The sequence below is a fragment of the Dactylosporangium sp. NPDC005555 genome (assembly GCF_040605635.1).
Lineage (GTDB): Bacteria > Actinomycetota > Actinomycetes > Mycobacteriales > Micromonosporaceae > Dactylosporangium.
In genome coordinates this window covers 1-24,032 of record NZ_JBEXDG010000007.1, presented here as the reverse complement: position 1 = coordinate 24,032, position 24,032 = coordinate 1, and the positions used below count along the sequence as shown (strand labels likewise).

Sequence of the window (24,032 nt, the reverse complement as noted above, 5' to 3'; positions counted from 1 at the left end):
GCCTCCGCCGGACCCATGAGGCGTTTCCGGGGTGAGCCGGCACACGCCGGACAAAACAGATGATCGTAGATGCGGTTTCGCCCCGGAGATAGATGCGGCATGATTTCCTGAACGAACGTTTACCGGGGGAGGGCCTGCGCGTGTCCGATCGTGTGCATGTCGCGTTCGAGGAGCAGGCACGACGGACCCCGGACCGGGTCGCGGTGATCGCCGGGCGGGTCAGGCTGCGGTACGCGGACCTCGACGCCCGCGCGAACCGGGTCGCCCGGTGGCTGCGCGGGCGCGGCGTCGGTCGCGGCGACCTCGTCGGGGTGTGTGCCGGCCGCGACGAGCACCTGCTGCCCAAGCTGCTCGGCGTGCTGAAGTCCGGCGCCGCGTACGTCCCGATGGACCCCGCGTACCCGGCGGAGCGACTCGCGTACATCGCCGCCGACGCCGGGACGAAACTCGTCGTCGGCACCCAGGACATCCCCCCGCAGCGCACCGGGAGCCCGGACGTGGAAGGGGACGGCACCGACCCGGCGTACGTCATCTACACGTCCGGCTCGACCGGTCGGCCGAAGGGTGTCGTCGTCGAGCACCGCAACACGATGAACCTGCTGCGCTGGGAGGCGGCCGCGTACACCGCCGAGGAGCTCGGCGGGATGCTCGCCTCCGCGTCGATCTGCTTCGACCCGTCGATCAGCCAGTTGTTCCTGCCGATCGTCACCGGCGGCACCGTGATCCTCGCCGAGAACCTTCTCGCCCTGCCGGCGCTGCCGGCCCGCGACGAGGTGACGACGGTGTACGGGGTGCCGTCCGCGCTCGCCGCCCTGCTCCGCGAGCCGCTGCCGCCGGGCGTGCGGGCGGTGTTCGCCGGCGGTGAGCCGCTGACCCGGGCGCTCGTCGACCGCATCTACGCGAACCCGGGGGTCCGCCGGGTGCTCAACCTGTACGGCCCGACCGAGTGCACCACCACCTGCGCGATCGCCGAGGTCGGCCGCGACGACGAGGGTGAGCCGCCGATCGGCCGCCCGATCGCCGGTGCGGTGCTGGAGGTCCGCGACGCCGCCGGCGCCCGGGTGCCCGACGGTGACCTCGGCGAGCTGTGGATCGGCGGCCCGGTCGTGGCCCGCGGCTACCTGCACATGCGCGACGGCGGGTTCGGCGACGGCTGGTACCGCTCCGGCGACCTCGTCCGCAGCCGCGGTGGCGTGCTGCGCTTCGCCGGCCGCGCCGACGACCAGGTGAAGATCCGCGGCTACCGGGTCGAGCCCGGCGAGGTCGAGGCGGTCCTGGCCCGCCACCCGTCGGTCCGCCGCGCGTGCGTGCTCGCGGCGGACGACCCCGACGGCGGGTCGTACCTGGTCGGGCACGTCGAGGCGACCGGCGTCGACGAGCGGGCCCTGCGCGCCTGGCTGCGCGACCGGGTGCCGGAGCACCTGGTCCCGACCCGGTTCGGCATCACGGAGGGGCTGCCGCTCGGCCCGAACGGCAAGGTCGACCGCGGGGCCCTGCCCCCGCTGCCGGCCCGCCGTGCGACGGGGGCCGGCTATGCGGCGCCGCGCACCCCCGTGGAGGCCAGGCTCGCCGTGATCGTCGGCGACGTCCTGGGCGTCGCGGCGGTGGGCGTCGACGACCACTTCGCCGACCTGGGCGGACACTCCCTCGCCGCGGCCCGCGTCTGCGCCCTCGCCGGCCGCGAGTTCGGCACCACCGTCACCCTCGCCGGGTTCCTGGCCGCGCCGACCGTCGCCGCCCTCGCCGCCCTCGTCGGGCAGGGGGCGGCACCCGTCCACCGCGCGCCGGTCCGGCACGAGGGGGCGACCGGGTATCCGCTGACCCCGACCCAGCGGGAACTCTGGACCTTGCGGCAGGTCAGCCCCGTGCCGGCCGTGACGACGGTGGCGTTCCGGGTCCGGCTCACCGGCCCGGTCGGGACCGTAGCGCTGCGGGAGGCCCTGACCGCGATGGTCGAGCGGCACGAGGTGCTGCGGAGCCGGATCGTGGAGCGCGGCGGCGTCGCGGTGTCGGTCGTCTGCGCGGGCACCGCGGTGCCGGTCGCCGAACACGGTGCCGCCGGGCGGCACGCGTTCGACCTGACGGGCGACGGGCCGCTGCTGCGCGTGGAGTTGGTCCGCCTCGCGCCGGACGTGTCGGAGCTGACCGTCGTCACCGACCACGTGGCGTTCGACGGCTGGTCCACCGGCATCTTCCTCACCGAGCTGGCCGCGGATCTCGCCGCACCCGGTTCGGTGGCGCCACCGCCGGTACAGGTCGGCGACATCGCCCTCATGAGCGGCGGCGACGCCGGCCAGGCGTGGGCGCAGGAGCTGGCGGGCGCGTCACCGCCGAACGAGCTGTTCACCGGCACCGCCGGGTTCCGCGGCGAGCGCCTCACCCGCCGGGTGCCGCCGGACCTCGCCACCGTGCCGTTCGCGGGCTGGCTGACCGCCCTGGGCCTGCTCCTCGCCGGGTACACGGCCCGCGCGGACGTCCTCGTCGGCGCGGTCGTCGCCCGCCGCGCCGCACCCGAGCTCGACTCGGTCATCGGCCCGCTCGTCGACGTCCTCCCGGTCCGGCTGCGCCTCGACCCCGGGGCCACGGTCCGCGACACGATCGCCGCCGCCGCGGCCGCCACGGCGAGCGCGCAGGACCGGCCCCGTCCGTCCACGGAGGACCTGTTCCGGGCGGTCGGCACGCAGCCGCGCGGCGCGATGCTCACGCCGGTGGTGCTGTCCGCGCAGCCCGCCGGCATGCCGGTGCGGGTCGAGCGCGGCGGGGTGTGCCTGGAGCTGCTCGGCGAGCTCGGCTGCGGCGGCGCCCAGAACCCGCTCACCGTCTTCGTCAACGAGACCGCCGCCGGCGTCGAGCTGCAGCTGGAGTACGACCTGGACCTCGTCGACCCGGCGTGGGCGGCCGGGTTCGCCGACCGGCTCCTGCTGGTCCTCGCCGAGGTGACCGCCGACCCGGACCGGCCCCTGTCGCGGGTGCCCCTGGTCACCGCGGCCGAGGCGGCGGAACTCCTGCGGCTCGCCGCCGGCCCGCCACTGCCCGCGTCCGCCCCCGCCACCGTCGTCGACGCCGTCCTGCGGCAGCGCCCGGACGACGTCGCCGTGATCGGCGACGGCGGGCGGATGACGTACCGGCAGCTGTGGGACGCCTCGGCCGCCGTCGCCGCGGTGCTGGTCGCGCAGGGCACGCGCCGCGGTGACGTGGTCGGCGTGTGCCTGCCCCGCGACCACCGGGTCCCCGCGACCCTGCTCGGCGTGTGGCGGGCCGGCGCGGCGTACCTGCCCCTCGAGCCGGAGCTGCCCGCGGAACGCCTCGCGTGGCTCGCCGCCGACGGCGGGGTCACGACCGTCCTGTGCCGCACCGGGACCGCGGCCGTGGCGGGCGGTCTCAACCTCGACCTCGCCGCCGGGCAGACGGCCGACCTGCCGGCGGTCGGCCCTGACGACCTGGCGTACCTGCTGTATACGTCCGGCTCGACCGGTACCCCCAAGGGTGTCGCGGTCTCCCAGGCGGGTCTGGCGTCGCTCACGGAGGCGCTGCGCCTGGAGCCCGGCATCGGGCCGGGGGACAGGATGCTCGCGGTCGCCACGCTGAGCTTCGACACCTCCTGCGCCGAGATCTGGGCCGGCCTCGCCGCCGGCGCCTGCTGCGTCGTCGTCGACCGGGACGCCGCCGTCGACGGGCACCGCCTCGGTGAGCGGATCGCCGCGCACGACGTCACCGTGATGAACGTGCCGCCGACGATGCTGCGGACCCTCCTCGCGTCCGGCTGGACGGGCAAGGGCGACCTGCGGGTCTGGGCCGGTGGCGAGGCCCTCGACGCGGCCCTCGCCGGCGAGCTGCTGGCCGGGGTCGGGCAGGTGTGGAACGTGTACGGCCCGACCGAGGCCACCGTCCTGTCCACCGCCCACCGGGTCCACGACGTGTCCGCGGCGGACGGTGGCGTGCCGATCGGGCATCCGCTGCCGGGGGAGCGGCTCTACGTGATGGACCCCCTGCACCGCCTCGTCCCGCCCGGCGTCACCGGCGAGCTGTGGATCGGCGGCGCCGGACCCGCGCTCGGCTACCACCGCCGGCCGGAGCTGACCGCGGCCGCGTTCGTCGCCGACCCGTTCGTGCCCGGCGGCCGCTGCTACCGCACCGGCGACCTCGTCCACCGGCGACCCGGCGGGGACCTCGTCTTCCGGGGGAGGCGCGACCAGCAGCTGAAGATCCGCGGGTACCGCGTCGAGCCCGGCGAGATCGAGGCCGTGCTGCGCGGTCACCCGGCCGTCGGGCATGCCGTCGTCACCGTGCGCGGTGCCGGCGCGCAGGCGCACCTCGTCGGGTACCTCACCGGGCAGGTCACCGCCGAGGACGCCGCCGCGTACCTGCGGGACCGGCTCCCCGGGCACCTGGTGCCGCACCGCTGGGTGGTCCTCGACGCGCTGCCGGCCCTGCCCAGCGGCAAGGTCGACCTGGCCGCGCTGCCCGATCCCGGCGACGACCGGCCGCACCGGCCGGTCGGGTCGGTGATGGAGGAGCTCGTCGCCGACGTGTGGGCGCAGATCCTCGGCACGGAGCGGATCGGCGCCGGTGACAGCTTCTTCGGCCTCGGCGGGCACTCCCTCGCCGCGACCCGGGTCGCCGGCCGGCTCCGCGACACGCTCGGCTGCGCCGTGCCGGTGCGGCTGCTGTTCGACCACCCGGTCCTCGCCGACTTCGCCGAACACCTGGAACGCCTTGTCATGGACGACATCGTGGCCGCACCCGGCCACAACCATCCGGGGAATGACTATGACCTTGTCTGACCGAGACACCGCCGCCCGGGACACCCTCCGGGAGCTCATGCGGCGGCGGGTCGCCGCCGCCCGCGCCGCCGCCCGGGAAGGGACCGACGCGGAGATCCCGCGCCGGGCCGACCCGTCGGCGCCGCAGCCGCTGTCGCCGTCGCAGCGCCGGCTGTGGTTCAACGCCCAGTTCGAGACCAACACGTCGATCTACCACGTGCCCGCCGTCCTGCGCCTCACCGGCCCGCTCGACGCGGACGCGCTGCTCGCGGCGCTCCGCGACGTCTGCGCCGCCCACGAGGTCCTGCGCAGCGTCATCGTGCCGCCCGGAGCGAACGCGGAACCGGTCGCCGTCGCCCTTGCCGCCGACCGGGTCAAACTGTCCATTGTGGACCTCGCCGGGCAGCAGCTCGCCGGGCACGACGTCGCCGGGCAGGGCCTCGCCGGGACGGACCCCGCCGGAGAGCGCCTGGCCGAGGCGTTACGGGCGGAGGTGCACCGGCCGTTCGACCTGGAGACCGAGCCGCCGGCGCGGGCCGTGCTGTTCCGCGTCGCACCCGACGTGCACGTGCTCGCGCTGACCGTGCACCACATCGCCACCGACGCGTGGTCGCAGGACCTGATGCTCGACGAGCTCGGCCGCCGGTACGCCGCCCGCCTCGGCCTGGCCGCGCCGCCCGCGCCGCCGCGGCTGCAGTACGCCGACGTCACCGAATGGCAGGCCGGCCGGCCCGCCGGCGACCACGTCGGCTGGTGGGTGCGGCGGCTCGCCGGGCTCGCCCCGGCCCTCGCGCTGCCCGTCGACCGGCCCTACCCGGCGGTCGCCGACTGGACCGGCGGCACCGTGCCCGTCACCGTCCCGCCAGCCCTGGCGGCACGGATCCGCGACACCGCCCGCGCCGCGAACGCCACCCCGTTCATGGTGCTGTCGGCGGCCTGGCAGGCGCTGCTCGGGCGGCTCTGCGGCAGCGACGACGTCGCCGTCGGCGTCCCCGAGTCCGGCCGCCACCACCGCGCGACCGAGGACGTCGTCGGCTGCTGCATCAACACCCTCGTCATGCGCACCGACCTGTCCGGCGACCCCACCGGCCGGCAGCTCCTCGACCGGGTCCGCGACAGCACCCTCGAAGCGTTCGCGCACGCCGCCGCGCCCTTCGAAGCGGTCGTCGAGGCCCTCGCACCGCAACGGTCCACGGCGACGACCCCGGTCTTCCAGTCGATGCTGTTCCTCCTCGAGACACCCCAGCGCGACCCGGTCCTGCCCGGCGTCCGCGCCGAACGCCTCGACTCGCCGCTGGACTCGAACAAGTTCGACGTCAGCCTGTCCCTGACCGGCCGCGCCGGCGGGTACGACGGCTGCATCAGCTACCGCAGGGACCTCTTCGACGCCTCGACGGTGCGGCGGTGGGCGCGCTGGCTGCTCACCCTCCTCGACGGCGTCCTCGCCGAACCCGACCTGCCCCTGTCCCGGCTCGACCTGCTCGACGCCGGCGAGCGGGCCGAGCTGCTCGCCCGGGGCACCGGCCCGGACCTGCCCGCAGACGCCTCCGCCACGGTCCTCGACGCGGTCCTCGCCCGGGCCGCCGCCCGCCCCGACGCGGTCGCCGTCGACGCCCGCGACGGCACCCTCAGCTACGCCGGGCTGACCTCCGCCGCCGCCCGGATCGCGACCGCGCTGCGCAGCCACGGCGCGGGGCCCGACGCGCCCGTCGGGATCTGCCTGCCCCGGGAACGGCACCTGCCCGCCGCGCTCCTCGGCGTGTGGCGGGCCGGATCCGCGTACGTGCCCCTCGAGGCCGACCATCCGGTGGAGCGGCTCCGCCACCAGCTCGGCGACAGCGGCGCCCGGGTCGTCCTCGCCGCCGCCGGCACCCTCGACGTGGCGCGCCGCGTCGCCGACGGCACCGGCGCCACCGTCGTCGACCTCCGCGACGCGCTGTCAACGACGGCGGGGGAGCTGCCGGCGGTCGGTGCGGGCGACCTCGCGTACATCATCTACACGTCGGGCTCGACCGGCCGTCCCAAGGGTGTCGAGCTCACCCACGGCAGCCTCGCCGCGTTCACCGCCGCCCACTGCGCGCTGATGCCGGTCACCCCGGGCGACGTGATGCTCGGCCTCACCGCCCTGTCCTTCGACGTCGCCGGCCTGGAACTGTGGACCGGCCTCGGGCAGGGGCTGCGGCTCGCGCTGCTCGACCGGGACGTCGCCGTCGACGGGCACCTCGTCGCGCGGCGGATCGCCGATGCCGGGGTGACCGTGATGACCGCGACGCCGACCACGTTCCGGATGCTCGTCGCCGCCGGCTGGCGGGCGCCGCACGTGCGGGCCGTCGCGATCGGCGAGGCCGTCGACCCGCCCCTCGCCCGGGAGCTCACGGCCCGGCTCGCCGAGTTCTGGAACGGCTACGGCCCCACCGAGACCGCGGTCACGTCCACCATGCACCGCGTCACCCCTCCGGTCGGTGACGCCGTCCCGATCGGCACCCCGATGGCCGGCGAACGGGTGTACGTCATGGACGGCGACGGCCGGCTCGCCCTGCCCGGGACCGTCGGTGAGCTGTGGATCGGCGGTGCCGGCGTCGCCCGCGGCTACCACGGCCGGCCCGACCTGACCGACGCCGCGTTCGTCGCGGATCCGGTGCGGCCCGGGGAACGCTGCTACCGCACCGGTGACCTGGTCCGCTGGTGTACCGGCGGAACCCTCGAATTCCTGGGCCGCCGCGACCATCAGGTGAAGGTGCGCGGCCACCGCATCGAGCTCGGCGAGATCGAGTCCCGCCTGCGGACCGTGCCCGGCGTCGCCGAAGCCGTGGTCGCCGTCCGGTGGGAACCCGGCGGTGACGCGCACCTCGTCGGCTACGTGGTGCCGCAGCCGGGGACGGTCCTGCGGCCACCGGACCTGGAGACCCGGCTGCGGGCCGCGCTGCCCGGGCACATGGTGCCGCGCCGGTGGATGACGCTGCCGGCGTTGCCCGTCAACGGATCCGGCAAGGTCGACCGCGCCGCTCTGCCGGAGCCGGGCGACGACGAGCGGGAGCGGGTCGCGCCGCGCAGCGAGGCGGAGCAGCTCGTCGCCGAGGTGTGGGGCGCCGTCCTGCACCGCGACGACCTGTCCGTGCACGACAACTTCTTCGCCCTCGGCGGGCACTCGCTGTCCGCGACCCTCGTCGTCGGCAGGCTCCGCGACGCCCTCGACCTGCCGGTGCCGGTGCGGCTGCAGTTCGAGCAGCCGGTCCTCGCCGGGTTCGCCGTCGCCCTCGAAGCGCTGCTGCTGGCCGAGGTGACGCAGGCGTGACGGTCACCGACAGTCAGCGGTCGCTGATCCAGCAGCGCCTCGCCGGGGCGCGCCGCGCCGCCGCGGGCGCCGCCGCCGGCATCCCCACCGGCGACCCGGACGCGCCGGCGCCGCTGTCGCCGGCGCAGGCCCGGCTGTGGTTCATGCACCACCTCGAACCGGACAGCGCCGCCTACCACGTGACCGTCGCCGTCCGGCTCACCGGCGACCTCGACGTCGCCGCGCTCACCGCCGCGGTCCGTGACCTGGCCACCCGCCACCACGTGCTGCGCAGCCGGTTCACCGACCACGACGGCGTCCCCGTGGCCGTGCTCGGCGCCGCCGCGGACGTGCCCGTCGAGACCGGGGGATCCCTGGACGCGTTCCGGGAGCGGCCGTTCCGGCTCGCCGAGGAGCCGCCGATGCGGGCGCTCATCCACCGCACCGGCCCCGGCGTGCACGTGCTGCTGCTCGTCGTGCACCACATCGCGTTCGACGCCTGGTCCGTCGGCCTCGCCCTGCGCGACCTCGCCGACCTGTACACCGCCCGGGCCGGGGGACGGCCGGCGCCCGCGGCGCCCGTGGTGCAGTACGCCGACCACGCCCGCTGGCAGACCGGCCGCGAGCCGTCCACAGTGGACCTCGACCGGTGGGTGGAGGGGCTGCGCGGGCTCGCGCCGGTCCTGGACCTGCCGACCGACCGGCCGCGGCCCGCGATCGCCGGCGCGCGGGCCGGGCAGGTCCCGGTGACCGTGCCCGCCGGCCTCACCGCCCGGATCGCGGCCCTCGCCGCCGGGTGCGGCGCCACGCCGTTCATGGTGCTGCTCACCGCCTGGCAGGCGCTGCTCGCCAGGGTCTGCGGCACCGGCGACATCGCCGTCGGGGTGCCCGCGGCGGGCCGGCACCATCCCGACGCCGAACGGATGGTCGGCTGCTTCGTCGGTACGCTCGTCCTGCGCACCGACTGCTCCGGCGACCCCACCGGCCGGGAGCTCCTCGCCAGGGCCCGGGAGACGGCGATCGACGCCCTCGCGCACGCCGAGGTGCCGTTCGAGCGGATCGTGGAGCGGCTGCGGCCGGAGCGGAACCTCGCGACCACCCCGATCTTCCAGGTGCTGCTCAACGTCCTGGAGCAGCAGGACGACCCGGCGTGGCAGCCGCACCTCACCGCCGAGGTGGTGGACCTGCCGATCCGCACCACCAAGTACGACCTCAACCTCGGACTGTCCCGGCACGGCGACGGCTACCGCGGATCGCTCGTGTACCGGACGGAGCTGTTCGACGACGACACCGCCCGGCGACTGGCCGGGTGGTTCCTGGCGCTGCTGACCGGGCTCGCCACCGAACCGGACCGGCCCGTCGGCGAGCTGCCCCTCGAACCCGGCATCCGGCCCGGACCCGGCGGCCCGCGGGCGTCGTACACCCTGGACCGGCCGCTGCACGAGCTGATCTCCCGGCACGCGGTGCTGACCCCGGACGCGCCGGCCGTCGTCGCCGCCGACGGCCGGCTGACCTACGCGGACCTGGACCGGCGCGCCGCGGTCGTCGCCGCGCGGCTCCTGGCGGCCGGGGTGCGGCCCGAGGAGCCCGTCGCCGTCCTCACCGAACGCGGCACCGCCCTGCCGGTCGCGTTGCTCGGCGTGCTGCGGGCCGGTGCGGCCTACCTCCCGATCGACCCCGGCTACCCCGACGGGCGGATCGCGGACATCCTCGACGCCGCCGGGGCCCGGGTCGTGCTCACCGAGGCCGCGTTCGCGCACCGGGTCCCGGGACGGGAGGCGATCGTCGTCGCGGACGTCACCGGTACACCCGCCGCGCCGATATCCGTGCCGATGACCCACCTCGCGTATGTGATCTTCACGTCGGGGTCGACCGGCCGGCCGAAGGGCGTCGCCGTCGAGCACCGGCACATCGCGCACTACCTGCACGCCGCCGCCGACCGGACCGGGCGGCACGCCTCCTACGCGCTCGTGTCCACGCACGCCGCTGACCTCGGCATGACGAACCTGTTCGGGGCGCTGACCACCGGCGGCACCGTGCACCTCGTCGACCGGGAGACCGCCACCGACCCGGACGCCTTCGCCGCCTACCTGGCCGCGCATCCGGTCGACGCGATGAAGCTCGTGCCGAGCCACCTGGAGCTCCTCGCCGCCCACGGCGACCTCGCCGCGCTCCTGCCGCGGAAGCTGCTCGTCCTCGCCGGCGAGCCGTGCCCGTGGGAGCTGATCGACCGCGTCGAACGGGTGCGGCCCTCGCTGGACGTCCAGGTCCACTACGGGCCGACCGAGACCACGGTCTCCGTCTTCGGCTGCGACGTCCGCGAGATCCCCGCCGGCCGCCGCCACGGCAACGCCCCCATCGGGCGGCCGTTCGCGAACGTCGAATGCGTGGTCACCGACCAGGCCGGCCGCCCGGTGCCGGCGGGTGTCCCCGGTGAGCTGCGCATCGGCGGGCCGAGCGTCGCCCGCGGCTACCTGCACGGCCGCGACGACCGGTTCACCGGCGGCTGGTACCGGTCCGGGGACCGGGTCCGGGTCGACGCGCACGGGCTCGTCCACGTCCTCGGCCGCGTCGACGACCAGGTGAAGATCCGCGGCTTCCGGGTCGAGCTCAACGAGGTCGCCACCGCCGTCCGCGCCGCCGGCGGCGTCGCCGAGGCCGTCGTCCTGCCCGTCGGCGAGGCGCACACGCGGCGGCTCGCCGCCTGGATCACCCCCGCCTCCGCCGACCCCGCGCAGGTCCGGGCGGCGCTGCGGGAGCGGCTGCCCGACTACATGGTCCCGTCCGCGTTCGTCGTCCTCGACCGGCTGCCGCTGACCGCCAACGGCAAGGTCGACCGGGCCGCCCTCCCCGCACCCGCCCCGCCGGGCGCCGCCACCCGCGTCGCGCCCGGGACACCGGCTCAGGAGCGGGTCGCCGCCGCCTGGACCGAGGTCCTCGACGGCGTGGAGGTCGGGCTCGACGACGACTTCTTCGCCCTCGGCGGCGACTCGTTCAAGGCCGTCCGCGCCGTCCGCGCCATCGACCCGGGGTTGCGGGTCATCGACCTGTTCACCCGCCCCACGGTCCGCGAGCTCGCCGCGTTCCTCGACGGCGGCACCGGATCGGCGGGCATCCTGCACCGGCTCGCCGGTCCCGCCACCGCCACGTTGCAGGTCGTCTGCATCCCGTACGGCGGAGGCTCCGCCGCCGCGTACGGGCCCCTCGCGACCGAGCTCGCGCAGCGGTTGCCGGGCGCCGCGGTCCTCGCCGTGGAGCTGCCCGGGCACGACCCGGCCAGGCCCGGCGAGCCGGCGCTGCCCCTGGCGGAACTCGCCGGCCGGATCGTCGCCGACCTGCCCGCCGGGCCGGTCCTCGTCTACGGGCACTGCGTCGGCTCCGCCGCCGCCACCGAGGTCGCGCTGCGCCTGGAGGCGGAGGGCCGCGACGTCGCCGGGCTCGTCGTCGGCGGCAGCTTCCCCGCCGCCCGCCTCCCCGGCCGGGTCACCGCCTGGCTGCACCGGCGGATCCCGGCGACCTGGTGGACGTCCGATCGGGCGTACCGCGACTTCCTCCGTACCCTCGGCGGCCTCGACGACGAGACCGGCGTCGACACGGACGTGATCCTGCGCGGGCTGCGGCACGACGTCGACGAGGCACAGACCTGGTTCACCCACGAGCTCACCGCCCCCGACCGGCGGCGGCTCCGCGCACCCGTGCTGTGCCTCATCGGCGCCCGGGACCGGTCCACGGAGCTGTACGAGGAGCGGTACACGGAATGGGGCGCGTTCGCCGACCGGGTCGCCCTCGCCGTCCTCCCGCGCGCCGGGCACTACTTCCTCAAACATCAGGCAGCGGCCGCCGCCGGGCACATCGCCGGCGCGGTCCGCGACTGGCGGGCGGGGCGGCCGCCGGCCCCGGTCAGCACCGCCGTCACCGGCGGGCGGGCCCGCCGCGACCTGCGCGACTTCGCCCTCATGGCGGCCGGGCAGACCGCGTCGCTGATCGGCGCGGCGCTCAGCTCGTTCGCCCTCGGCGTGTGGGCCTACCAGCAGCACGGCCGGGTCGCCGACTACGCGCTCGTCACCATGCTGGCGCTGCTGCCCGCGATCGTCGTCCTGCCGCTCGGCGGCGCCGTCGCCGACCGCTTCGACCGCCGGCGCGTCATGCTCGCCTGCAACGGCGCCGGCGCCGCCGTCATGACCGCCGTCGTCGCCCTCCTGACCCTCGGCAGGCTGGAGATCTGGAGCGTCGGGCTCCTCGCGGGCCTGCTGTCCACCATCACCGCGTTCCACCGGCCCGCGTACCTCGCCGCCGTCGCCCAGCTGGTGCCCAAGCCGTACCTGGGCCAGGCGAACGCGGTCGCCGGCCTCGGCCCCGGCATCGGCATGCTCATCGCCCCGCTCGCCGGCGGCGCCCTGATCACCGCGCTCGGCATGCCGTGGGTCGTCGCCGTCGACGTCGTGTCGCTGCTCGCCGGCGTCGGCACGCTCCTCGCCGTGCGCCTGCCCGACCGGCTGTTCCGCCGCCGCGAGGAGACGTTCACCCGCGCCATCGCCGGCGGCTGGCGGTTCCTGACCCGCCGCCGCCCCCTCATGATCATGATCGGGTTCTTCGTCGTGGAGAACTTCCTGGCGATGCTCGCCCTCGCGGTCACCGTCCCGACCGTGTACGGCTTCGGCGGCACCACCGCGGTCAGCGTCGTCACCACGTGCAGCGGCGTCGGCGCGGGCCTCGGCGCCCTCGCCATGCTCCTGTGGGGCGGCGCCGAACGCCGCGCCACCGGCATGGTCGGCTTCGTCATCGGCGTCGGCGCCGGCGCGGCCCTCGTCGGGCTGCGGCCGTCGACCGCGGTCGCCGCCGCCGGCAGCCTCGTCTGGTACGCGTCGCTGACCGTCCTCAACGCGCACTGGCTCGCCATCATCCAGGTCAAGGTCGGCCTGGACCTGCAGGGCCGGGTCCTCGCCACCAACCAGATGCTCGCGGTCGCGATGACCCCGCTCGCGTTCCTGGCCGCCCCGCCCCTCACCGATGCCGTCACCCCCCTCGCGTCGTCCTTGCGCTGGGTCGTGGGCGGCGGCGCGGGCAGGGGCACCGCGCTGATCCTGGTCGCGTGCGGGCTGCTCCTCGTGGTCTGGGGCGCGCTCGGCCTTGCCTACCGCCCCCTGCACCGGATGGAGGACGACCTGCCGGACGCCTCGGCCGGCGCCGAGATCCCGGACACGCTCGACGAGATCCAGGCTCTGGCCCTCGGAAAGGACCTTTCGGACGATCGACCCGGGGTCCGGACGGATCGATGAATTCGGAACCGGCCTGCGCGGCGCCTATCGGGGTGTCGTGCAGGCCGGGCGGTAGGGGCGGTCGCCGAGGTTCGCGGACCACTCCGCCCGGGTGAGGACCCTGCCGGCCGCGCAGATGCGCCGCTCGGCGGCCTGCCCATCGAGGGTCCAGGCGATCAGGCGGCCGTCGTCGCCACCGGAGATCAGCCCGCCGGTGGTGAAGCCGAGGCCGCGGACCCGGGCGGCGTGGCCGCTGAGCCGGGCCACCGGGCGGCGCCCGGCGACGTCCCAGACGATGACGGTCCGGTCGTCGCCGGCGGACGCGAGGAGCCGCCCGTCCCGGCTGAACGCGACCACCTGCACGGGTGCGGTGTGCCCGGCGAGCTCGGCGACCTGCTGCCCGGTGGCCGCGTCCCACAGCTTCACGGTCCGGCTGTCGCCGGCGGTGGCGTAGCGCGAGCCGTCGGGGGTGACGGCGATCGACTGCACCGCCCGCTGGCCGGTGTTGAACCGGGCGAGCTGCTCGCCGGTGGCCGCGTCCCACGTGTTGACGTAGCCGCCGACGCTCGCGCCGAGCAGCCGCCGCCCGTCGGGGGTGAAGGCGAGGGAGGTGACGATGCGGCTCGGGAACTTCGCCGTCACGTCCACCGGCCGCTCCGGTTGCCGCACGTCCCACACGACCGGCGCGAACGTGGCGGTGGCGAGCAGCCCGCCGTCGGGGGCGAACGCGACGTCGGTCGTCGGGCCGGCGGGCCGGGCCGCGAACGGTGGTGCGGCGTGCCCGCCGCCGGCGACGTCCCAGACGGTGACGACGCTGGTCCGGGTCACCGCCGCGAGCCGCCGGCCGGTCGGGTCGAAGGCGACGGCGGCGACCTCGTCGGGGTGCCCGGCGAGCGCGGCGAGGGGCCGGCCGTCGGCGTGCCAGAGCCGGACCACGCCGTCGCCGCCGGCCGCCGCGACCGTGCCGCCGTCGGGGCTGACGGCGAGGTCCCGGACGGGTGCGGTGGCGCCGCCGAACGCGGCGGCGGTCAGGTCCCGCACGACGATGACGCCGTTGAACCCGGCGGACGCGAGCATCGTCCCGTCGGCGCTCAACGCCACCGACACGGTTTCGGTGCGGCCCCGGTCCTGGAACGTGCGCAGCGGCAGGCGGGTGCCGAGGTCCCAGACGGTGACGGCGCCGTTCTCGTCGGCGACGGCGAGCCGGCCGGCCGAAGGGGCGGAGATCGTCCACGCGGTGCGGCCGTCGGCGGGCAGCGGCGGCAGTGGTTTCGGGGTGCCGCCGGCGACGTCCCAGAGGCGCACGCCGTCGGTCTCGGCGGAGCCGGCCAGGACGGTGCCGGTCGTGGCGAAGGCGAGCTGGGCGACGGGCCCGCCCGGCAGGTCGACCGCGACGGGTGTGCCGTCGAGGTCCCAGAGCCGGCCGGTGCCGTCGGTCGCGGCGAGCCACCGTCCGTCGGCGCTGAAGCTGAGCGACGCCACCCCCGCCGACCGTCCACCGAGGACGGTGCGTTGTGCGGTGCGCAGGTCGTGGACGGCGATGCCGCCCGGCACGCCGACCGCCACCCGGCCGCCGTCGGGGCTGAACGCGAGCGCGGAGGTCATCCCCTCCTCGCCGAACCTGGCCACCTCCTGCCGGGTCGAGGTGTCCCAGACGGCGACGGATCCGCCGGTACCGTCGAAGCCCGCCGTCGCGAGCCTGGACCCGTCGGCGTTGAAGGCGATCCCCGCGGCCCGCGCCGAATGCCCGGCCAGGGTCGCGACGCGTTGCCCGGCGACGGGATCCCAGAGCCCGATGGTGCCGTCGTTGGCGGACGCGGCGAGCAGCGGCCGGGTGGGGGCGAAGGCGACGGCGGCGATGGGCGGGCCGCCGGTGTTGAGCTCGGTCCGGCGGGGTGCGGCGGCGGCGCTGAGCACGCTGCCCCGGGTCTCCACGTCCGGGTGCAGCCGCGCCGCCTCGACGGCGAGGAGCCCGGCGAGCTCGGGGTCGGTGTCCAGCAGCGACCGGGCCCGCAGCGCCAGCTCCCCGGCCAGCGCCGCCGCCTCGTGCCGCCGGGCGTCCTGCCGTTGCCGCACGGCGATGCCACCGCCGAGCAGTGCGAGGACCAGCAGCGCCGCGACCCCGGCGACGAGCCGGCGCAGCAGCCCGGCCCTGCTCCGGGCGGTGCGCTGCTCGGCCTCGGCCCACACGTTGCTGGCGCGCAGGAACTGCTGCTCGAGGCGGTTCAGTTCGCCGGCCCGGTCCTCGGCGAGCCCGCGGGCGGCGACGAGCTGCGCCCCGCGGTAGAGGGCCCCGGTGTCGCCTGCCAGCGCCGACCAGGTCTGTGCGGCGTCCGTCAGCCGCCGGTGCACGGCCAGGTCGGCGCGATCGTCGGTGAGCCAGCGGTGCAGCCGGGGCCAGCCCCGGATGAGCGCTTCGTGGGCGACCTCGACGGTGCCGTCGCCGAGGACCACCAGCCGGGCTTCGGCGAGGTCCTGCAGGACCCGGCCGGTGACCGCCTCCTCGGCGATCCCTTCCAGCTCGTCCCGGCCGATCCGCCGCCGGGTGTCCTCGGTGCCGTCGCCGAGCGCGGTCAGCCGCACGAAGATCCGCCGGGCGGCGCGCCGTTCGGTGTCGTCGAAGGCGGCGTGGACCCGCTCGGCGGTCTGCGCGATCGCGCCGTGGACGCCGCCGCTCGCCTGGTATTCCCGCAGCGTCAACGCCGGCCCGGTGCGCCGCTGCCAGGTGGCCAGCAGCGCGTGCGACAGCAGCGGCAGCGTGCCCGGCTCGTCGCCGACGTCGGCGAGGACCGTCGCGAGGAGGTCCGGGTCGACGGTCAGCCCGGCCCGCGCCGCCGGCCGGGTCACGATCTCGCGCAGGTCCGCGCCGCCGACGGGCCCGACGAGGACGGTGCCCTCGTCGCCGAGCGCGGCGAGGAGGCCGGCGTGCTGGGCGAGGTGGCCGAGGAAGTCGGCGCGCAGCCCGAGCACGACCGTGGTCCGCCGGTCCGGCCCGTGGCTCACGTCGAGGAGCGTGTCGACGAACGCCCGCCGGGCGTCGCGGTCGGTGCAGGTGGTGTACAGCTCCTCGAACTGGTCGACGACGAGCAGCGCCCGCGCGCCGGGCGGCCCGGCGGTGAGCGCGCCCCGGATGGCGGCGTCGGCCGCGGCCGGGTCCCGGTCGAGGTCGTCGCGGAGCCGGTGCCGGTCGGCGCCGGACAGCTTCGCGACCTCGCCGGACAACGCGTCGAGGGGCTGCGCGCCGGGGGTGAGCAGCATCGTCCGCCACCCCGGGTCGTCGGTGAGGGCCCCGATGAGCCCGGCGCCGAGCAGCGACGACTTGCCGCTGCCGGACGCCCCGAGGACCGCGACGAGCGGCGCCCGGCGCACCTTGGCGAGGAGGCGGTCGGCGAGCGCGTCCCGGCCGAAGAACCAGCCGGCCTCCTCCGCCCGGTACGCGGTGAGCCCGAGGTACGGCACCGGTCCGGTGGGCGCTTCGGCGGGCGCCGCGGTCCGGGCGAGGGCCTCCTCGGCCGCGCCCCAGCGGGCCGCCCATTCCCCGGCGTCCCCGCCGCACGCGACGGCGTAGGCGACGGTGACGTCCCGTGACGGCAGCCGGTCGCCTTTCGCCGCCTCGGCGAGGGTGCTCGCGGAGAAGTGCGCCCGCCGCGCCAGGACCCGGTAGCCGGGGCTGCCCGCCTGCTCCCGCAGCTGCCGCAACTGCCACGCGAGCCGCTGCACCGGTCCCGCCTGCGGATCGACGGGCTTCTCCGGCCGCCCCACGGTCACCCCATCACTGCTTGCTCGTCGATTGTCCGGCGTTGTTTGTCCGGCGCCGCACAACCTACCGGTCAACCCGCCGGTGGCCCAGCGTGGTCTTTCACGGAAGAGAGGAAACCCGACCGGACGCGCGGCACCGCACCGCCATCGCGCACATGGCCTGGGGGTGGCCCCGATGGCGGCCCGGCGGTCCCGGCCGGGCAACGCCCCGGTTCCCGCGGGACCGGCGTTCGCGGTGCCGGCGTCCGGTCGTCCGTCCGGCCACCGGGCTGAACGGGGGGAGCCGCCGCCGGCGTGGGCGCCGGCGGCGGCTCCAGCAGCCCGGTGGCCGGGTAGGGCACGCGGGTCGCCGCGGTGCCCCGGGCGCGGCAACCCGCGATCAGCCGGATGCCGGGCGCGGTGGAATACTGCGTCGATGGGTCGCACTGTGGTGGTCACCGGGGCGAGTTCCGGCGTGGGGTTGGCGGCGGCGGAGCGGTTCGCCGCGCAGGGCGACCAGGTGGTGGTCGTCGGGCGGACCGAGGAGCGCCTCGACGCGGCGGTGGAGCGGGTGCGGGCCGCCGGCGGTGGCCGTGAGCCGGGCAGGTTCCGGGCCGACTTCGAGCGGCTCGCCGAGGTGCGCGACCTCGCCGGATACCTCGCGGACACGTATCCGGCGATCGACGTGCTGGCGAGCAACGCCGGCGGCATGATCGGCGGATACCGGCGGACGGTGGACGGCTATGAGGCGACGGTCCAGGGCAACCACCTCGCCCCGTTCCTGCTCACCGGCCTCCTGCGGGATCGGCTCAAGCGGGTGGTGTCCACCGCGTCGCGGGTGCACACCCAGGGCCGGCCGGACCCGGACGACTTCACCGGCGACCCGGGCGCGTACCGGTGGGGCCGGGCGTACGGGGCCGCGAAGTCCGCCAACATCCTGTTCGCCGCGGAGGCCGCCCGCCGCTGGCCGGACGTCACCAGCGTCTCGTTCCACCCGGGCGTCGTGCGGACGAACTTCGGTGAGGGACCGGTCCGGCTCGTCTACCGGTTCGCGCCGTTCCTGACCACCCCGCAGAAGGCCGGCGCGCTGCTGGTCTGGCTCGCCACGGTGCCGGCGGCGGAGCTGACCAACGGCGGCTACTACGTCGGTCACAAGCTAACCAGGCCCGCGCCGCACGCCGCCGACCCGGCGGCGGCCGCCAGGCTCTGGGACGCGAGCGCCGCCGCCGTGGGTCTGTGAGGGAGACCCGCGACGCATCACCGGTCGCGGGAGCGCAGGAGCCGTTCCACCCGGTCGAGGGACCCGTGCATGTTGACCTCAGTCGTCAGGTCGTGCGCCTCGGGGATCGTCAGCCAGCGCAGCAGCGCCGCCGGGTTCTCCGGCCGGGCCTCGTCCGGGGTGCCGGTCGCCAGCACGTACCGGACGTCGGCGTGCTCGTGGGCGGGCTCGCGGTCGTTGGCGGTCACCGGCACCACGACGACGTGCAGGATCGCGGGGTCCGGCCACGGGGCCAGGTCGCGCAGGCCGGTCTCCTCGGCCGCCTCGCGCAGCGCGGTCACGAGGGGGTCGTCCTCGCCGGGGTCGACGTGGCCGCCGACGTGCAGCCACGCGGACTGGCGCACGTGCCAGCGCAGCAGGACCCGCCCGGACGGCGGGTGCACGACGAGGGCGGAGCCGGTGATGTGCAGCGGGACGGTGCGGCCGAACGCGTCGGCGGCGGTGCGCAGCGCGCGGACCCGGCCGAGGTCCGACGCCTCCTCGGCGTCGCCGGGCCGGTACTGCTCGAGCTCGGTGAAGATGGACACGAGACAGCAATCTACGTCGGACGGGGCACGGCCGTGACGCCGTGCCCCCGAAGTCGTGCGAATGTGCGGGTCGTGCCGGTCATGCGGGTCGTGCGGGTCGTGCGGGTCGTGCGGGTCAGAAGACCTTGCGGGCCGGGCCGAGGCGCAGCAGGACGGTCTCGCCGGTGGCGTCCTGGACGCCGTCGTTGTCGGTGATCGCGTAGACCTGGCCGTCGCCGCCGATGGTCAGGCCCTCGAGCTTCTCCTGGGTCCAGCCGTTGTCGGCGCGCAGCGCCGGCAGCACGTCGACCGCGAGGCGCTTGCGCAGCACCGGCAGCGTGCCCGCGGCCGGGTCCCGCCCCGGGACGGTCACCGTGTAGATCCGCTTGATCCTCGCGTTCGGGCCGTTGAGCTTGTCCCGCTCGATGACCGCGAGGGTGCGCTCGTCGACGGCGACGATCTCGGACAGGCCGATCCAGTCACCGGCCGTCGTCGTGGTCTCCAGCTGGTAGCCGAACCACGTCCAGGCCTTGCCGGCGACGTCGTACCGGCCGATGCGCACGATACCCTTCGGGTCGGTGCTCAGCTCCCGCTGCAGGGCGACCCAGACGTGCTCGCCGGCGCGGTCGGTGGTCGCCGAGACACCCTCGATGCCCTGCTTGGCGAGGCCCGCGGCGACCGCCGCCGGCAGCGGCACGGTCTCCACCGTGCGGCCCGCGGCGTCGAGGCGGACGAGCTTGTTGCCCTCGCCGGTGGCGCCCTCCACCCCGAGCCAGAAACCGCCCTGCGGCCGGGCGGAGATGCCCTCGGCGTCGTAGCCGACGGGGGCGCCGGCCGCGTCGGTGACCGTCAGCTCAGCGGTGATCCGGGCCGGCGTGTCGCGGGTGTCGAGGGTGAGGATCCGGGTCGGCGTGTAGGCCGCGTCCGTCACCGTGTACAGCTTCGACGGCTTGCCGGGCACCGGGGACAGCGCGCCGAGCGCGCCCCAGCCGATGCCGCCGGGGCTGGTCACGGTCGGGAAGCCGGGCTTGTCGCGGCCCAGCTCGAAGAGCGACACGGTGGAGCGGACGTTGACCGACGCGTCGTCCTCCTCGCTGGAGACGGCGAGGATGCCGCGCGACGGGATCGGCAGCAGCCCCTCGGGCCCGTTGGTCGTCGGCAGGATCTGCTTGAAGACCGGCCGGACCGGGTCGCTCAGGTCGTAGACGGCGACGAAGTTGCTGCGCTCCGAGCCGACGAACGCGTAGCGGGTGCCGCGGAACGTCGCGATGGCGAGCCCCTCCGGCTCGGTGCCCTTCTTGCCCGCGCGGTCCTCGTTGTGCAGCCCGTACGTGACGGCGAGCCGCTCGAACGTGTTGCCGGCGTCCCAGACGACCCGGCCGGTCCACGTGTCGAAGACCGTCCAGCCGCGGGTGCCGCCCTTCCAGTCGCCCTCGTTGGCGGTGGCGACGTACCGGTCGTCGACCCAGCCGACCGCGTCGGGCTCGCGCGGCTTGCCGGTGATCTGCCCGCTGAGGTCGATCCTGCCGTCGTCGGCGACGTCGATGCCCGTGACCGTGGCGGTGCCGGCGCTGAACGCCTTCACCAGCCGGCCGGTGCGCAGGTCGATGACGACCAGGCCGTTGTTCTCCTGCAGCGTCACGACCGCCTGGTCGCGGGAGTTGATCGAGACGTACTCCGGCTCCGGGTCCTCGGGCGCGGTGATCCCGGCGGCGGCGAGCACGTCCGCCGGCAGCGCCACCCTGCGCACCGACCACCGGGCCGGGTCGTCGGCCGGCAGGTCGACGATCTGCACGTACCCGCCGGGCGCCTGCGGCAGGTCCCCGTCGTTCACGTCCTCGTCGCGCTCGTTCTCGATGGCGATCGCCGCGTACCGCTTGGTCCTGCTGAGCGCGATCGAGTCGGGCTGCCCGCCGAGGTCGATGGCGCGCACGACCTTGCGGTCGGCGATCCGGACCACCTGCAGCACCCCGGACGGATCGGTGAAGCTCGCGCTGGTGTCGACGACGACGAGGGCGTACCCGCCGCGGACGGTCACCGACGTCGGCTCCCCGGCCACCGCGAGGGTGCCGAGACCCTTCGGCCGGTGCTCGTCGGCGATGTCGAGGAACCCGATCCGCTTGGCGAGCGCGTCGGTGTAGATCAGCGTCCGCCCGTCGTCGGTGACGGCGGAGATCTCGGCCGCGGTCGCTGCGGCGGCGTCCTCGCCGGCCGGCCGGTTCTGGAAGACGGGATACGTGGCCTGCCGGCTCCACGCGTCGGAACGGTTCGGGTGTGCGTCTGCGACGGTGCCGGGAACCAGCCCGGCGGCGGTCACCGCCAGCGTCACGAGCGCAGCGGAAATCTTGCGTTGGGACATGCGCCATGACGCTCGCAGGCCCCGGCGACGCCCACCGGTCGCCCGGGTGAACGCCCGGTGATCGCCGCCGTACCACCGGCCCGGCGGCGTGGCCGCACCCGTCGGTCCGGCGGGCGGCCCGGTGGGAGCACGCCGCCGGGCACGTCCGCGGGCCGGCGCGCACCGCGCGGGACGGCATCGCCGAGCACCTCGCGAAACGCAGGAACGGCGCCCGCCCCGCCCTCGCCGCGCTGGAGCTGGTGCGCGCCGACGCGGCCGGGGGCGGCCCGCTCACGTTCGAGCGCCTCGAGGCGTGGCAGCGGGAGGTGCTCGCCGTGGCCACGGCGCCGTTCCGCACGACCTCCGCCTGGGCGAGGGCCGGCAGGGAGCGGTACGCGTACCGCGACGAGCTGCCGGCGGCGTTCGAGGCGTGTCTCGCCGAGGCCACCGACCCGGCGTCCACGCACGCAGGGCCCGGATGACCTGGACGCCGTCGATGCCGGGCAGGCCGAGGTCGAGCACGACGACGTCCGGGTGCTCGGTCTCCACGGCGGTGATGGCCTGGGCACCGTCGGCGGCGGTGACGACGTCGTAGTGCCGGGCCTGCAGGTTGATCCGCAGGGCGCGCACGATCTGGGGTTCGTCGTCGATGATGAGGACGCGGGTCATGTGCTGCCTTCCGCCGTGCCGGGAGCGTGCGTGAACTCGTCCAGGCGTTTCAGCAGTGCCGGGTCGGCCTGCTCGTCGGGGGGCGGGGGACCCCGGTGCGTGTCGGGTTCGGCGGTGCGCAGGGTGAGGGTCATGGTGAGGCCGCCGCCGGGGGTGTTCTCGGGTTGGAGGTGGCCGTTCATGGCTTGGGCGAGGCCGCGGGCGAGGGCGAGGCCGAGGCCGACGCCGGTGGTGTTGTCGTGGTCGCCGAGGCGTTGGAAGGGTTGGAAGATGCGGTCCTGGTCGGTGGTTGGGACGCCGGGGCCGTGGTCGATGACGCGGATTTCGACGTGGCCGGCGTGTTCGCTGGCGGTGATGAGTGGTGGTTGTCCGGTGGGGCTGTGGCGGAGGGCGTTGGCGAGGATGTTGACGAGGATGCGTTCGAGCAGGGCCGGGTCGGCGTATACGTCCGGCAGCTCCTCCGGGATGTTGAGCCGCACACCGTCGGCGGGGGTGCCGAGTTCGTCGATGCTGCGGGGGATGGCGTCGGCGATGCTGGTTGGTTGTGGGTGCATGCCGAGTGCGCCGGCTTGGAGGCGGCTCATGTCGAGGAGGTTTTCGACGAGCCGGTTGAGTCTGTCGAGGGATTCTTCGGCGGTGGCGAGGAGTTCGTCGTGGTCTTCGGCGGAGAATTCGACGTCGTGGCTGCGGAGGCTGCCGACGGCGGCTTTGGCGGAGGCGAGTGGGGTGCGTAGGTCGTGGCTGACGGCGGACAGCAGCGCGGTGCGGACCTTGTCGATCTCGGCGAGGTTCCCGGCTTCGGCGGCTTGTTCGGTGAGTCGTTGCTGGCGCAGTGCGATGGCGGCGTGCGCGGCGAACGCCTCGATGAGGCGCCGGTCGGCGGCGGCGAGGGTGGGGCCGCGCAGGGCGAGGGTCAGTTCGTCGTCGATCGGCACTTCGGTGTCGCCGTCGGTGGGTGAGGTGCACGGTGGGTCGCCGACGTTCGCGGCGACCTGCCACGCGCCGGTGTCGCCGGGTGGGTCGGTGTGTTGCAGGAGGGTGACGGTGGTGAGCCCGAACGATTCACGGACGCGTTCGAGGAGGGCAGGGAGTGGCCGGTCGCCGTGCAGGACGCTGCCGGCGAGGGTGGACAGGGTCTGCGCCTCGGCGCGGGCCTGTGCTGCCTCCCTGGTCCGGCGGGCGGCGAGGTCGACGACGGTGGACACCGCGACAGCGACGAGGACGAACGCCAGCAACGCGAACAGGTTCTCCCGTTCGGCGACGGTGAAGAGGTGCAGCGGTGGGGTGAAGTAGTAGTTGAGGAGCAGGAAGCTGCTGACGGCGGCGAGCAGCGCGGGCCAGAGGCCGCCGGTGAGGGCGACGGCGACGGTCAGCATGAGGAAGGCGAGGATGTCGCTGGGTAGGGAGATGTCGGCTTGGACGGCGGTGAGGCCGGCGGTCAGCAGCGGCAGCCCGAGCACGGCGAGAGCGACACCGGCGAGGCGCCGGCGGAGGGTGAGTCCGCCGCCGGTGTTGAGGCGGAGGCGGCCGCGTCTGGCTTGTTCGTGGGTGACGAGGTGGACGTCGATGGTGCCGGATTCGGCGGTGGTGGTGACGCCGACGCCGGGGGAGAGGATCTGGGCGAGGCGGTGGCGTCGGCTGGCGCCGAGGACGAGTTGGGTGGCGTTGACGCCGCGGGCGAAGTCGAGGAGTGCGGTGGGGATGTTGTTGCCGACGACCTGGTGGTAGGTGCCGCCGAGGGTTTCGGTGAGGATGCGTTGGCGGGCGAGGTTGGCGGGGTCGGCGCCGGCGAGTCCGTCGCCGCGGATGATGTGGACGGCGAGGAGGTCGGTGGCTTTGGTGCGGGCGGCGATGCGGGCGGCGCGCCGGATGAGGGTGTCTCCCTCTGGGCCGCCGGTGAGGGCGACGACGACGCGTTCGCGGGTTTCCCAGGTGGTGTTGATGTGGTGTTGGGTGCGGTAGTGGTCGAGTTGGTCGTCGACTTTGTCGGCGAGCCAGAGGAGGGCGAGTTCGCGGAGGGCGGTGAGGTTGCCGACGCGGAAGTAATTGCCGAGGGCGGCGGTGATGTTGGCTGGTTGGTAGATGTTGCCGTGGGCCATGCGGCGGCGGAGCGCTTCGGGGGTCATGTCGACGAGTTCGATTTGTTCGGCGTGACGGACGGCGGCGTCGGGGATGGTTTCGCGTTGGGGGATGCCGGTGATCTGTTC

General features: G+C 75.6%; 9 protein-coding genes and 1 pseudogene. 5 read left to right on the top strand and 5 right to left on the bottom strand.

All coding sequences use genetic code 11. The annotated features are described in order from the left end of the window. Positions 1-140 precede the first annotated feature (140 nt). From ABZS58_RS10315 to ABZS58_RS10305, 3 genes are read left to right on the top strand one after another with little or no spacing between them, the layout of a single operon-like run. Complete coding sequence (locus tag ABZS58_RS10315) at positions 141-4,784, top strand: amino acid adenylation domain-containing protein (protein ID WP_354779737.1); 4,644 nt, start codon at positions 141-143, stop codon at positions 4,782-4,784. Continuing rightward, positions 4,777-8,058: an amino acid adenylation domain-containing protein gene (locus ABZS58_RS10310; protein ID WP_354779735.1), complete on the top strand. Its 3,282-nt coding sequence runs from the start codon at positions 4,777-4,779 to the stop codon at positions 8,056-8,058. The genes ABZS58_RS10315 and ABZS58_RS10310 overlap by 8 nt, the downstream gene beginning before the upstream one ends. Beyond that, entirely contained in the window at positions 8,055-13,316 is a 5,262-nt protein-coding gene (locus tag ABZS58_RS10305; protein WP_354779733.1) for an amino acid adenylation domain-containing protein, read from the top strand. The genes ABZS58_RS10310 and ABZS58_RS10305 overlap by 4 nt, the downstream gene beginning before the upstream one ends. A gap of 24 nt (positions 13,317-13,340) precedes the next feature. On the opposite strand, the gene ABZS58_RS10300 is transcribed toward ABZS58_RS10305, so the two are convergent. Beyond that, complete coding sequence (locus tag ABZS58_RS10300) at positions 13,341-17,063, bottom strand: hypothetical protein (RefSeq protein WP_354779731.1); 3,723 nt, start codon at positions 17,061-17,063, stop codon at positions 13,341-13,343. A 406-nt stretch (positions 17,064-17,469) separates the two neighbouring features. Between ABZS58_RS10300 and ABZS58_RS10295 the strand changes: the two genes are divergently transcribed. Then, on the top strand, positions 17,470-18,273 hold the full coding sequence (locus ABZS58_RS10295) for an SDR family NAD(P)-dependent oxidoreductase (RefSeq protein ID WP_354779729.1): 804 nt from the start codon (positions 17,470-17,472) through the stop codon (positions 18,271-18,273). A gap of 17 nt (positions 18,274-18,290) precedes the next feature. Here ABZS58_RS10295 and ABZS58_RS10290 read toward each other — a convergent pair whose 3' ends face one another. Then, positions 18,291-18,839 carry an NUDIX domain-containing protein gene (locus ABZS58_RS10290; protein ID WP_354779727.1) on the bottom strand — a complete coding sequence of 183 codons (549 nt, stop codon included), beginning with the start codon at positions 18,837-18,839 and terminating at the stop codon, positions 18,291-18,293. Between the two features lie 115 nt (positions 18,840-18,954). Further along, on the bottom strand, positions 18,955-21,147 hold the full coding sequence (locus tag ABZS58_RS10285; RefSeq protein WP_354779725.1) for an esterase-like activity of phytase family protein: 2,193 nt from the start codon (positions 21,145-21,147) through the stop codon (positions 18,955-18,957). 269 nt (positions 21,148-21,416) lie between these two features. Between ABZS58_RS10285 and ABZS58_RS10280 the strand changes: the two genes are divergently transcribed. After that, positions 21,417-21,638 carry a hypothetical protein gene (locus tag ABZS58_RS10280; RefSeq protein WP_354780165.1) on the top strand — a complete coding sequence of 74 codons (222 nt, stop codon included), beginning with the start codon at positions 21,417-21,419 and terminating at the stop codon, positions 21,636-21,638. On the opposite strand, the pseudogene ABZS58_RS10275 reads toward ABZS58_RS10280, so the two are convergent. Both ABZS58_RS10275 and ABZS58_RS10270 read right to left on the bottom strand, forming a co-directional pair. Then, positions 21,613-21,825: pseudogene (locus ABZS58_RS10275) on the bottom strand (response regulator); the annotation flags it as partial. The gene ABZS58_RS10280 and the pseudogene ABZS58_RS10275 sit on opposite strands and share 26 nt — an antisense overlap. Beyond that, positions 21,822-24,032 (bottom strand): ATP-binding protein (locus ABZS58_RS10270; RefSeq protein WP_354779723.1); only part of this gene is annotated, 2,211 nt, incomplete at its 5' end. The gene ABZS58_RS10270 and the pseudogene ABZS58_RS10275, both read right to left, overlap by 4 nt.

Excerpts from the sequence above, each read along its gene's own strand:
- ABZS58_RS10295 (WP_354779729.1), top strand. The coding sequence starts at position 17,470 with ATGGGTCGCACTGTGGTGGTCACCGGGGCGAGTTCCGGCGTGGGGTTG.